The following is an 11,535-nucleotide window of genomic DNA, read 5'->3' as shown; positions in this document are numbered from 1 at the left end:
CTGGGGGTAGGCCTCGAAGTGCGGGGGCTTGAAGTAGTCGGTCCACAGCACCCAGAGGTGGTGCTTGACCAGTTCGGAGCGCTGCTCCTTGATGAGCACCGCGCGGGTGCGGAAGTCGGGGTCGTCGCTGTCCAGGGCCTTGGCGATGACGGCCTTGACGGACTCGGCCTCGATGCGGGCCTGGGCGGGGTCGTAGACGCCGCAGGGCAGGTCGCAGTGGGCCGAGACCTCGATGGTGGGAGCGAAAAGTCGCGCGAACATGCGGGTCCTCTCAAAGAGTGTTCATGTGTCCTACGGATTGCGACACTACTCCGCATGGAAGACATCGCGGCCAGGGCACCCCGACACAGCTGGGGGATGGCGAAGGTCGTAGGGGTCTCGATGGAGCCGACGCTGCGGGCGGGAGACAGGTTGTGGGTCTCCTACGGACGTACGCCGGAGCCCGGGTGCGTTGTCGTCGCTCGGCTCGCCGACGAGGCGGTTGTGGTGAAGCGGGCGGTGGAGCGGCGTACGACCGTCTCCGAGCGCCCCGGGTGGTGGTTGCTCTCGGACAACCCGGCTGCTCCGGGGGTGATCGACTCCCGTCACCGGGGGCCTGTCGCGGACGCCGACGTGATCGGCGTCGTCGTGGCCCGACTCTGGCCACGCCCACGCATCCTGGGGTGAATCTCTGGGCGAGGGCTTCAGATGAGGGCTTCGTCACCTTGTAGGAAACATCAACGGCTTCCTCCGGTAGCCTGTGGGAAACTGCCATCCGGGCATCACATCCCTGTAGATGGCGCCTTGCGCGGCTCCACCCCTCGGCTCGCGTTCGACCGCCCGACGTCCGAGTCCGTAGTTTTCTGGAGGCCCCCAATGACCGAGTCCACCCTGTCCACCGAGACCACCGCCTATGACGGCGACCCGGTGTTCGAGCTTCACCGCGGCGGCAAGATGGCGATCTCGGCGACCGCATCGGTCTCCGACAAGGCATCGCTGTCGATGGCCTACACCCCTGGTGTCGCCCGGGTCTGCACCGCGATCGCCGAGAACCCGGAGCTGGCCCACACCTACACCTGGGTGCCCAACACCGTCGCGGTCGTGACCGACGGCACCGCGGTGCTCGGTCTCGGTGACATCGGCCCGGCCGCCGCGATGCCGGTCATGGAGGGCAAGGCGGTCCTGTTCAAGGAGTTCGGCGGCGTCGACTCGATCCCGATCTGTCTGGACACCACCGACGTGGACGAGATCGTCGAGACCGTCATCCGGATGGCGCCGAGCTTCGGCGGGATCAACCTCGAGGACATCTCCGCGCCGCGTTGCTTCGAGATCGAGGACCGCCTCAAGGAGGCGCTCGACATCCCGGTCTTCCACGACGACCAGCACGGCACTGCCGTGGTCACTCTGGCCGCGCTGATGAACGCGCTGAAGCTGACCGGCCGCAACCCGGAGTCGACCCGCGTGGTCATCTCGGGTGCCGGTGCCGCGGGCGTCGCGGTCGCCAAGATCCTGCTCGAGTTCGGGATCAAGGACCTCGCCCTGCTCGACCGCAAGGGCGTCATCTCCTCCACCCGCTCGGACCTGACCGAGTCGAAGAAGGCGATCGCCGAGGTGACCGCGGACGTCACCGGCCGCTCGGGCTCGCTGGCCGACGCGCTGGCCGGCGCCGACGTCTACGTCGGCGTCTCGGGCGGCACCGTCCCCGAGGAGCTCGTCGCGACCATGGCCCCGCAGGCCATCGTCTTCGCGATGGCCAACCCGAACCCCGAGATCCACCCCGACGTGGCGCACAAGTACGCCAGCATCGTCGCCACCGGGCGCTCGGACTTCCCCAACCAGATCAACAACGTCCTCGCCTTCCCCGGCATCTTCCGGGGTGCGATCGACGTACACGCCTCCTCGATCACCGAGGGAATGAAGCTCGCCGCCGCGCAGGCGCTGGCCGCCCTGGTCACTGACGAGCTGTCCGCGGACAAGATCATCCCCGAGCCGTTCGACCCCCGCGTCGGCCCCGCCGTCTCCGCTGCGGTCGCCGAGGCCGCTCGGATCGACGGCGTCGCTCGCGCCTGAGCGTTCCTTCAGGAAGGGATGCAGGCGAAGTCACACATCCCTGGCGGAGCTCCGCCAGGGATGTGTCCCGCGATCTGCACACCTTGATCGAGGAACCGCCCAGGTCGGTAGGGTCGGGCGCATGTTCGCTGCGTACGCCGAGAAGTTCTCATCCGACGATCCGATCTCCGGCCTCGTGCTGGGGGAGCGGCCCGATCCCGTCGCTCCGGACGGGTGGACGACGGTCACCGTCAAGGCGGCCTCGCTCAACCACCACGACCTGTGGTCGCTGCAGGGGGTCGGGCTGAAGGCCGAGGCGCTGCCGATGATCCTGGGCTGCGACGCGGCCGGCCTCGACGAGCACGGCAACGAGGTCGTGGTGCACTCGGTGATCTCCTCGCCCGACTGGACCGGCGACGAGACCCTCGACCCGAAGCGGTCTCTGCTCTCCGAGCGTCACCAGGGCACCTTCGCCGAGAAGGTGATCGTGCCGCGGCGCAACGTCGTGCCGAAGCCCGCAGGGATGTCGTTCGAGGAGGCCGCCTGCCTGCCCACGGCATGGCTGACGGCCTACCGGATGCTGTTCACGCAGGGCGGGCTCAAGGCCGGCGACTCGGTGCTGGTGCAGGGCGCCGGCGGGGGAGTGGCGACCGCGGCGATCACGCTCGCGCGGGCGGCCGGTCTGAAGGTCTACGCGACCTCGCGTGACGAGGCGAAGCAGAAGCGTGCCCTCGAGCTCGGTGCCCACGAGGCACTGCCGTCGGGCGAGAGGCTGCCGGTCAAGGTCGACGCGGTGATCGAGACCGTCGGGCGCGCGACCTGGAAGCACTCGGTGCGCTCGCTGCGTCCGGGCGGGGCGATCATCATCAGCGGCACCACGTCGGGGGCGAACCTCGACGATGCGATGCTGACCAACATCTTCTTCCTGCAGCTGAAGGTGATCGGCTCGACGATGGGCACCCGCAACGAGCTGGCCAGCCTGGTCTCGCTGCTCGAGGCCACCGGCACCCGCCCGCTGATCGACCGCACCATGCCGCTGATCGAGGCCAAGGCCGGCTTCGAGGCGATGCACGCCGGTGATCTCTTCGGGAAGGTCGTCTTCACCTTGTGAGGCCGGCTGTGTGACGTACGGAATATCGTTCGACTCTCCCCGGTTCAACAAGGGACCATTGAGTGTCACTGCCGGGGGGCTCGAAAAGTTTCTCGTGGCGTGATGTCGAAATCGGCCCCGCCCGTTCGATCTATGTATAGAGCGGGCGGCAACGGGCCCCTGCGTACGACCCGAGGAACTCGTCATGACTGCTGCCGTCACAACATCGCACCGTCCCGCGGACGGTGAGAAGCGGCGTACGCCTGCCGTCATCACTCTGCTCGTGCTGGCCACCTTCGTGGTGATCCTCAACGAGACGATCATGCTCAACGCGATCCCGAACCTGATGAACAGCTTCGGGGTCACCGAGCGTGCCGCTCAGTGGGTCTCGACCGCTTTCATGCTGACCATGGCGTCGGTGATCCCGGTGACCGGCTGGTTCCTGCAGCGGGTGACGACCAGGACCGCGTACGCCACGGCGATGGGTGTCTTCATCGCCGGCACCCTGATCTCGGCGATCGCACCGGTCTTCGGGATCCTGCTCGCCGGCCGGGTCATCCAGGCGGCCGGCACCGCGGTGATGATGCCGCTGCTGATGACCACGCTGATGACGGTGGTCGACGAGCACGACCGGGGCCGGGTGATGGGCAACGTCACCATGGCGATCTCGGTCGCTCCGGCGCTCGGGCCGACCGTGTCCGGGCTGATCCTGGGCTTCGGTTCGTGGCGACTGCTCTTCCTGCTGGTCCTGCCGATCGCCATCGGGGTCGCCTGGTCCGGTCTGCGCCGGCTGGAGAATGTGGGTGAGACCTCCGAGTCGACCGTTGACTGGGCGTCCGTGGTGATCGCCGCACTCGGGTTCGGATCTCTGGTCTACGGGCTGAGCCGCTTCGCCGAGGGTGAGGTCGGGCGTCCGGTGGTGATCGCCGCCTTCGGTGCGGTGCTGATCGTCGGGTTCGTGTTCCGTCAACTCCACCTGCAGCGGGTCGGCACGCCGTTGCTGGACCTGCGCGCGTTCCTGCACTCCACCTTCACCAAGGCGCTGGTGCTGATGGCGATCGCGTTCCTGGCGATGATGGGCTCGATGATCCTGCTGCCGCTCTACCTGCAGACCGTGCGCGGCCTGTCCCCGCTGATGACCGGTCTGCTGGTCATGCCCGGTGGCTTGGCCATGGGTCTGCTCGGGCCGACCGTGGGGCGGATCTTCGACACCTACGGTGGCCGGGTGCTCGTCATCCCGGGCTCCGTCGGCATCGTGGTCGCTCTCGCCGGGCTCTCGCAGATCTCGCTGACCACGCCCTACCTGCTCGTGCTGGTGCTCCACCTGGTCCTGATGGTCAGCCTGGCCGCTGCCTTCACCCCGGTCTTCACGCTGGGTCTCGGGTCGCTGCCGTCGCACCTCTACTCCCACGGCTCCTCGATCCTGGGCACGCTCCAGCAGGTCGCGGCCGCGTTCGGCACCGCCCTGGCGGTCACCGTGATGTCCGTACGCAGCGACCAGGTCATCGACGAGGTCGGTGCCGTCGCGGCCCAGGTGAGCGGCCTGCAGGCCGCGTTCATGGTCAGCGCCGCGCTGGCTCTGATCGTGGTCGTGATGGCCGTCCTGCTGCCGGCTCGGGCCGAGGGGTACGGCGAGTCCGACGAGGAGTCTGCTGAGGAGCCTGCTGAGGACTCTGCCGGGGAGCCGGGTGCCGATATCGATGCCGAGCTCGCCGAGCTGTGCGAGCACGGGCGCGAGCCTGCTGTGTGTGGCTGCTGAGTCGTATGCCTCTGTAGGAATACCCGGTTAACCGGGTATTCCTACGACTCCGAGCGCCACTGATAGACGCCGATCAACAGCATCCTCAGCTGGGTGCGCACGGTGGCGACGATCTGCTCCTCCTGCTCGGGGCGGGCGGTGGAGAGGATCTGCTCGGCGGTCGCGACCAGGACGGTCACGAACAGCGACGAGAGCACGTGCAGGTCCTTGGCGGTCCAGGTGTCGGTGCCGGTCATCAGCGCCAGGTCGGTGGCGAGCTCACGCTCGCAGAGCTCGATCTCGCGCCGGATGGCCTCGCGCACCGAACGCGGCCCGGCGACACGCTCGCGGGCGATGAACCCGAAGTGGTCGCGGCGCCGGTGAACGTGGTCGACGAGGGCATCGATCGAGCCGTCGACGATGTCTTGGTCGGCCCGGGCGTTGCGTCGTACGTCTCGGAAGAGGTCGCGCAGCGAGTCGAAGGACTCCTCGACCAGCGCCAGCCCGAGCGACTCGATGGAGTCGAAGTGGCGGTAGAAGGCGGTCGGCACGATGCCGACCTGCTTGGCGACCTGGCGTAGCGAGAGAGCCGTCAGTGAACTGTCGGTGCACAGCTCCAGCGTCGCGTCCAGGATCGCTCGCCGGGTCCGGAGCTTGCGCTCCGCACGGCTCTCCGGCTCCGCACCCGTATCGATCACCAGACCATCCTAGGGGCAGCGGCCGGTGGGCCGTCAGGTGCACACCTGTACACCGTGATCTGGACCACGCTCGCGGTGTCTTGACGCGTACTGGGATGACCCGCCATGGTTGTCGGTGTACAGATGTTCACTGAAAGGCGAAACATATGGCACTCGACCTCGGCGGCCGGATCCTCCGCTCCCGCACGGTTGCGGCGCTCGCCTCACCGCACGGCATCGACCGCTACCTGACCCAGATCAACCCGATGCTGGCCGCGCACGAGGTGCGCGCCCGCATCACCGACATCCACCCGGAGGTGAGCGCGCCTGGCGCGCCCCGGGTGGCGACCGTGACGCTCCAGCCCACCTCCACCTGGCGCGGCCACCGCGCCGGCCAGCACGTCAGTGTCGGCATCGACACTGGGGAGGGGCGGCGCACCACCCGCGTCTTCACCGTCTCCAACACCGAGGGGAAGCCGGGTGAGCCGCTCACCATCACCGTGCGTGCCCACGACGACGAGCACGCGACCCCCTACAGCATCTCCAAGTACCTGACCGAGCGGGCCACGGTCGGCACTCTGGTCCACCTGTCCCAGGCCGAGGGCGACTTCGTCCTCCCCGACCGTGTGCCCGAGCACATCCTGCTCATCTCCGGGGGCTCCGGCATCACCCCGGTGATGTCGATGCTGCGCTCCCTGCAGCGGCGTACGCACCGGGGCAAGGTCACCTTCCTGCACTGGGCACCCAGCGCCGACCGCCAGATCTTCGCCGACGAGCTCGAGGAGATCCGCCACCAGGGCCATGGCGTCGACCTGCACATCCTCCACACCGACGACGGGGCCCCCTATCTCTCCCCGGCGCTGCTGGAGAAGCTCGTCCCGGGCTACCGCGGGGTGCCGGCCTGGGCCTGCGGGCCGGCGTCGCTGATCGAGGCGGCCCAGGGTGCGTACGAAGGGACCGAATCGCTCCGCGTGGAGTACTTCAAGCCGCCCAAGAACGCCGGCGTGGCCGGTGGCGAGATGGAGTTCGCGCGCACCGGCAAGACCGTCGCCAACGACGGCGCCACGATCCTCGACCAGGCCGAGGCCGCGGGGCTGACCCCCGAGTCCGGCTGCCGGATGGGGATCTGCTTCTCCTGCACGACCAACAAGAGCTCCGGACGGGTCCGCAACGTCCTGACCGGCGAGACCTCCGAGCTCCCCGACGAACAGATCCGGATCTGCGTGAGCACGCCCGAGGGCGACTGCTCCGTGGACCTCTGACGATTCCTTCAAGGAGACACCCCCATGACCACTGTTGAGAAGACCGGCAACCGCCGGCTGAGCCCCGCGGAGCTGGAGACGTTCGGCGCCGAGATGGAGGCCATCCGTCAGCGGATCGTCGCCGACCTGGGCGAGAAGGACTCGGCGTACATCTACGACATCGTCAAGAAGCAGCGCGCCTTCGAGCTCGCCGGCCGCGCGCTCTTCTACCTGCCCGTCATCGGCTGGGTCCCGGCCGTCGCCTGCCTGTCGATCTCCAAGATCCTCGACAACATGGAGATCGGGCACAACGTCATGCACGGCCAGTACGACTGGATGGGCGACCCCGACCTCAACTCGCGCATGTTCGACTGGGACACGATGGCGCCGGCCGACAACTGGAAGTACGGCCACAACTACATGCACCACACGTTCACGAACATCCTGGGCAAGGACCGTGACGTGGGCTACGGCATCCTCCGGATGGACGAGGACCAGAAGTGGCACCCGTACTACCTGGGCAACCCGCTCTACGCGTTCCTGCTGATGACGTTCTTCGAGTGGGGCGTGGCGATGCACGACCTCGAGGTCGACGAGATCGTCGCCGGTCGCCGGACCTGGGCCGAGAACAAGGAGATCGGCGCCCGGATCTGGCGCAAGGTGAAGAAGCAGACGCTGAAGGACTACGTCCTCTTCCCGCTGCTCACCGGTCCGCTCGCGCCGCTGACCTTCGCGGGAAACTTCACTGCCAACATCATCCGCAACGTGTGGACGTTCAACATCATCTTCTGCGGCCACTTCCCGGCCGGCGTCGCCTCCTTCTCGCAGGAGGAGTGCGAGGACGAGACGCAGGGTCACTGGTACTACCGCCAGCTGCTCGGCTCCGCCAACATCACCGGCAGTCGGACCTTCCACATCATGTCCGGCAACCTGTCCCACCAGATCGAGCACCACCTCTTCCCCGACCTCCCCGCCCGCCGCTACCCGGAGATCGCTGAGGAGGTCCGTGAGATCTGCGAGCGCTACGGCCTCGCCTACAACACCGGCCCACTGCACCAGCAGCTGTGGGGCGTCTTCAAGAAGATCTGCAAGTACGCCCTCCCCGACCGCAAGAAGCCGGCTTCCGTCGGTGTCGAGAGCGTTCCCACCCTGGAGGGGGTCGCGGCATGACACCTGACCAGCCACAATGGGTTGTCATGGAGCCCGAGCTGAGCAAGAACGAGATCCGCAAGGATGTCGCGCAGAGTGCCGTCGAGGTCACCGCGACCACGGTCGGCCAGGTCACCATGATCATCACCGGCGCCGTCAAGGACGTGGCGGTAGCGGTCGGTGGCCTCGCCACCGAGCTCTTCGAGCTCCGTGCCGCCGCCAAGCGAGCCGAGAAGGACCTCGCCGAATAGGTAGTTCTGCCGGCCGAATCCGCAGTTGTGGGCGACGAAACCATCGTTTCGTCGCCCACAACTGATTTCTCGTCCGCCACAACTGCGGACTCGGCGCGGGTCAGTCCTCGGGGTCGTCGAGGCGGGCCAGCCAGGTGGCGAGGCGCTCGATGGCGGTCTCGTGCTCGGGGTGTACGTCGACGAAGGCCTGGAGCTGCTCGGCCAGCCAGGCGAGGGTGACCTCCTCGTCGCCCCGACGGGTGACGAGCTCCTCGATGCCGCGGTCGGTGAAGTACATGGCGTCAGTCTTTCATTCTGCGTTCAGTGGTGCGTCGGAGGCTGGGCCTCCGGAGAGGCCGCGTACGACCATGCCGAGGGTGACGTTGATGAGCCGGTCGCGCTCGGGCACAGGGAGGTGGCGGTAGGGGCCGTCGACGAAGAGGACGGCCAGGCCGTGGACGGTCGACCAGGCAGCCGTCTCGGCCTCGGGACGGAGCTCGGGCGCAAGCCAGCCGGCGTCGACCAGGTCATCGAGAGCGGTCGTGAGGAAGGCGTATGGCGGGGCTTCCGCGAGGATCTGGGAGAGCTCCTCGGTCGGGTGTTCGTCGTGCGTGGCAGGACGGCAGAACGCGGTGCGGAACAGTCCGGGCTGGGCGAGCGCGAAGTGGACGTACCCCCGTCCGGCCGCCGCGAGACGCTGCACCGCGGCCTCGGCCGGGTCGGGAGCTGGGGTCTCGGCGGCTAGGAGCTCGAGGATCGTCGCGGTGAGCCGGTCCATCGCCTCGTGCTTGGCCGCGTGGAGCAGGTCCGACTGATTGGCGAAGTGGCGGTAGGTCGCGGTTGGGGTCACGCCGACCGCGCGTGCCGCGGCCCGGATGGTCACCGCGTCCGGGCCACCTTCCTCGGCCAGCGTCGCGGCCGCATCGGCCAGCGCGTTCCGGAGGTCGCCGTGGTGGTAGGGCCGGGCGCCCTCGTCCGAGCTCTCTGAGGGTTTCACGGAATTCATGTTGACACCTGCCCACATCAAAGGGAAAGTTAACACCTACAAAGTTTACACCTGCCCACATTCATTCTGGAGGAATCGTGTTCCACCGACTCGGCACCCTCGTGGTGCGAAATCCGCGCCGGGTCATGGTGATCGGCCTGGTCGCCCTGCTCGGCGCGATCTATCTGGCCACCTCGGCCTTCGGCAAGCTCGACGACGCCGGCTTCGACGACCCCGCCTCGGAGAGCAGCCGCGCGGCCACCGCGCTGGAGGAGGGCTTCGGCAACGGGGCCGGCTTCCTCCTGACCGTCAGTGCCGCCGACGGCGCGGTGACCGAGGGCACCGCCGCGAAGGACGCTCAGGCACTCGTCGACCGCCTCCGAGCCGACGACGACCTGGCCGACGTCGTCTCCTACCTCGACGCCCCCGGTCCCGGCATGATCTCCGATGACGGCACCCACGGCCTGATCTCCGTCGGCGCGAAGGACCCGGACACGGTCGATGCCGCCACGGTGATCGACCGCTACACCGACGAGACCGCAACCGACGGTGGCATGACGGTCCACGTCGGCGGCCAGCTCGCGACGTTCGAGGAGGTCGGCAGCCAGATCGGCGCAGACCTCGCCCTTGCCGAGGCGATCGCGATCCCGCTGATGATCGCGCTGCTGGTCCTCGCCTTCGGCAACGTCGTCGCCGCCCTCGTCACCATCGGAGTCGGCGGGTTCGCCATCGCCGGCACCTTCGCCGAGCTCTCGGTGCTCGGCAACTTCACCGACGTCTCCATCTACGCCCTCAACCTGACGACCGGCCTCGGGCTCGGCCTCGCCGTGGACTACGGCCTTCTGATGGTGGCGAGGGTCCGCGAGGAACGAGCCGCTGGGGTAGAGCACGCCGATGCCGTCGTGCGCGCCGTGGAGACCGCCGGCCGGACGATCGTCTTCAGCGCCACCACCGTCGCGGTCTCACTGGCCTCGCTGCTCGTCTTCCCGCTCTACTTCCTGCGCTCCTCGGCGTACGCCGGCATCGGGGTCATGGTGATCACCGCGGTGGTCGCGGTGGTGCTGCTCCCTGCCACGATCACCCTGCTGGGCGACCGGATCGACGCCCTCCGCGTCCCGGGCGTCCGCGGTCTCCGCGGTGGCGCCGCCCCGTTCTGGACCCGACTGGCAGGCTTCGTCACCAGCCGGCCGTGGGTCGCGCTCCCCGTCGTTGCCGTCCTGCTCGCGATGGCTGCGCCGCTGGCCGCCATCGAGTTCGGCACCCCAGACGACCGCGTCCTCCCGGCATCGGCGGGGAGCCGCCAGGCCGGCGACCTGCTGCGCGAGGAGTTCGACGGCGACGGCACCAGCCCCATCCGCGTCGTGACCACCTCGACCGTCGATGACGAGAGCCTGGCGACGTACGCCGCCGACCTCTCCCGGGTCGACGACGTCGATCGTGTCGACACCCGCGTCGGGACGTACGTCGAAGGCACCCTCGCCTCGAAGACACCGGCCCTCCCGCCCGGCGACGGCGCGGATGAGCTCGCCGTCGTCAACCAGCTCGACCGTCAGTCCGAGGAGGCGCGTGACCTGGTCCGCGACGTACGCGCCGTCCCGTCACCAGCCGGGACCGACGCACTCGTCGGTGGCGGCGCCGCGGAGCTGCTGGACTCGCTCGACGCGATCGGCGCCAAGCTCCCGTACGCAGTCGGCGGGCTCGCGATCGCGATGGTGGTGATCCTGTTCCTGTTCACCGGCAGCCTGGTGCAGCCGCTCCGGGCGCTGGTGCTCAACGTCATCGGTCTCGGCGCGACGGTCGGGACCACCGTGTTGATCTTCCAGGAGGGTTTCGGTGCCGATCTGCTCGGCTTCACCGCGATGCCGCTGAACGTCTCGATGGTCGTCCTGCTGCTGGTGATCGCGTTCGGGCTGTCGATGGACTACGAGGTCTTCGTGCTCGGCCGGATCACAGAGATGCGCCGTCGCGGTCTCGGCAACGTCGACGCGGTCGTGCAGGGGCTGGCCCACACCGGCCGGATCGTCACCACGGCCGCCGCCCTGATCGCGACCAGCTTCTTCGCGTTCATGGTCAGCGACATCAGCTTCATGAAGTTCTTCGGCCTCGGGGTCGGGCTGGCGATCCTCATCGACGCCGTCCTGATCCGCGGCATCCTGCTCCCGGCAGCCATGCGGGTGCTCGGGGAGGCGGCCTGGTGGGCGCCGCGACCGCTGCGGCGCCTGCACCGCAAGGTCGGGCTCAGCGAGGAGCCGGTCCCGGTCCCCGTCTGAGACGACCGGAGCGAGGTCGAGCGGCGAGCTTGTCAAGCCCGGCCAGTTCGTGACCCAGCGCGAGCTCGTCGCGATGACCGGCTTTCCGCTCGGCGCGATCCGCGAGCTGATCCCGCGACTGGAAGCA

At 68.4% G+C, this 11,535-nt stretch carries 12 protein-coding genes; 8 read left to right on the top strand and 4 right to left on the bottom strand.

Going from position 1 to position 11,535, the window contains the following annotated elements:
* On the bottom strand, positions 1–261 hold a 261-nt coding region (gene sodN, locus ABZU72_RS28095), incomplete at its 3' end, for a superoxide dismutase, Ni (protein WP_355022063.1).
* Between the two features lie 54 nt (positions 262–315).
* Here sodN and ABZU72_RS28090 point away from each other — a divergent pair.
* The 4 genes from ABZU72_RS28090 (at position 316) to ABZU72_RS28075 (ending at position 4,877) form a co-directional block, all read left to right on the top strand.
* On the top strand, positions 316–666 hold the full coding sequence (locus tag ABZU72_RS28090; RefSeq protein ID WP_355022062.1) for a S24 family peptidase: 351 nt from the start codon (positions 316–318) through the stop codon (positions 664–666).
* A 189-nt stretch (positions 667–855) separates the two neighbouring features.
* The gene (locus tag ABZU72_RS28085) at positions 856–2,049 is read left to right on the top strand and encodes an NADP-dependent malic enzyme (RefSeq protein ID WP_355022061.1); all 1,194 of its coding nucleotides are present in this window, start codon (positions 856–858) and stop codon (positions 2,047–2,049) included.
* A 121-nt stretch (positions 2,050–2,170) separates the two neighbouring features.
* Positions 2,171–3,139 carry a zinc-binding dehydrogenase gene (locus ABZU72_RS28080; RefSeq protein ID WP_355022060.1) on the top strand — a complete coding sequence of 323 codons (969 nt, stop codon included), beginning with the start codon at positions 2,171–2,173 and terminating at the stop codon, positions 3,137–3,139.
* Between the two features lie 184 nt (positions 3,140–3,323).
* Positions 3,324–4,877, top strand: coding sequence for an MDR family MFS transporter (locus ABZU72_RS28075; RefSeq protein WP_355022059.1), 1,554 nt, complete (start codon positions 3,324–3,326; stop codon positions 4,875–4,877).
* Positions 4,878–4,918: 41 nt separating this feature from the next.
* Here ABZU72_RS28075 and ABZU72_RS28070 read toward each other — a convergent pair whose 3' ends face one another.
* Positions 4,919–5,554 (bottom strand): TetR family transcriptional regulator, encoded by a 636-nt coding sequence (locus ABZU72_RS28070; protein ID WP_355022058.1) that lies wholly within the window; start codon positions 5,552–5,554, stop codon positions 4,919–4,921.
* Positions 5,555–5,700: 146 nt separating this feature from the next.
* Here ABZU72_RS28070 and ABZU72_RS28065 point away from each other — a divergent pair, with 146 nt between their 5' ends.
* Genes ABZU72_RS28065 through ABZU72_RS28055 form a run of 3 tightly spaced genes read left to right on the top strand, consistent with a single transcriptional unit; the run spans position 5,701 to position 8,174 of the window.
* Positions 5,701–6,795: an iron-sulfur cluster-binding domain-containing protein gene (locus ABZU72_RS28065; protein WP_355022057.1), complete on the top strand. Its 1,095-nt coding sequence runs from the start codon at positions 5,701–5,703 to the stop codon at positions 6,793–6,795.
* Positions 6,796–6,819: 24 nt separating this feature from the next.
* Complete coding sequence (locus ABZU72_RS28060) at positions 6,820–7,944, top strand: acyl-CoA desaturase (protein WP_355022056.1); 1,125 nt, start codon at positions 6,820–6,822, stop codon at positions 7,942–7,944.
* Positions 7,945–7,970: 26 nt separating this feature from the next.
* Positions 7,971–8,174, top strand: a complete 204-nt coding sequence (locus ABZU72_RS28055; RefSeq protein WP_355022055.1) for a hypothetical protein — start codon at positions 7,971–7,973, stop codon at positions 8,172–8,174.
* Positions 8,175–8,274: 100 nt separating this feature from the next.
* Here the strand turns inward: ABZU72_RS28055 and ABZU72_RS28050 are convergent, their stop codons facing one another.
* Both ABZU72_RS28050 and ABZU72_RS28045 read right to left on the bottom strand, forming a co-directional pair.
* A complete protein-coding gene (locus tag ABZU72_RS28050) occupies positions 8,275–8,451 on the bottom strand; it encodes a DUF6104 family protein (protein WP_008362094.1) in 177 nt (58 codons plus the stop codon).
* 12 nt (positions 8,452–8,463) lie between these two features.
* The gene (locus tag ABZU72_RS28045; protein ID WP_355022054.1) at positions 8,464–9,150 is read right to left on the bottom strand and encodes a TetR/AcrR family transcriptional regulator; all 687 of its coding nucleotides are present in this window, start codon (positions 9,148–9,150) and stop codon (positions 8,464–8,466) included.
* Positions 9,151–9,236: 86 nt separating this feature from the next.
* On the opposite strand from ABZU72_RS28045, the gene ABZU72_RS28040 reads away from it, so the two are divergent.
* Entirely contained in the window at positions 9,237–11,408 is a 2,172-nt protein-coding gene (locus ABZU72_RS28040; RefSeq protein ID WP_355022053.1) for an MMPL family transporter, read from the top strand.
* Positions 11,409–11,535: the final 127 nt, after the last annotated feature.

It is taken from the genome of Nocardioides sp. NPDC004968 (assembly GCF_040608935.1).
Taxonomy (GTDB): domain Bacteria; phylum Actinomycetota; class Actinomycetes; order Propionibacteriales; family Nocardioidaceae; genus Nocardioides.
Note: the sequence above shows the minus strand (reverse complement) of the source record. Positions and strands in the feature narration are given on the sequence as shown.

Coding starts and splice junctions, on each gene's coding strand:
- ABZU72_RS28090 (WP_355022062.1), top strand. CDS start 316: ATGGAAGACATCGCGGCCAGGGCACCCCGACACAGCTGGGGGATGGCG.
- ABZU72_RS28085 (WP_355022061.1), top strand. CDS start 856: ATGACCGAGTCCACCCTGTCCACCGAGACCACCGCCTATGACGGCGAC.
- ABZU72_RS28080 (WP_355022060.1), top strand. CDS start 2,171: ATGTTCGCTGCGTACGCCGAGAAGTTCTCATCCGACGATCCGATCTCC.
- ABZU72_RS28075 (WP_355022059.1), top strand. CDS start 3,324: ATGACTGCTGCCGTCACAACATCGCACCGTCCCGCGGACGGTGAGAAG.
- ABZU72_RS28065 (WP_355022057.1), top strand. CDS start 5,701: ATGGCACTCGACCTCGGCGGCCGGATCCTCCGCTCCCGCACGGTTGCG.
- ABZU72_RS28060 (WP_355022056.1), top strand. CDS start 6,820: ATGACCACTGTTGAGAAGACCGGCAACCGCCGGCTGAGCCCCGCGGAG.
- ABZU72_RS28055 (WP_355022055.1), top strand. CDS start 7,971: ATGGAGCCCGAGCTGAGCAAGAACGAGATCCGCAAGGATGTCGCGCAG.
- ABZU72_RS28050 (WP_008362094.1), bottom strand. CDS start 8,451: ATGTACTTCACCGACCGCGGCATCGAGGAGCTCGTCACCCGTCGGGGC.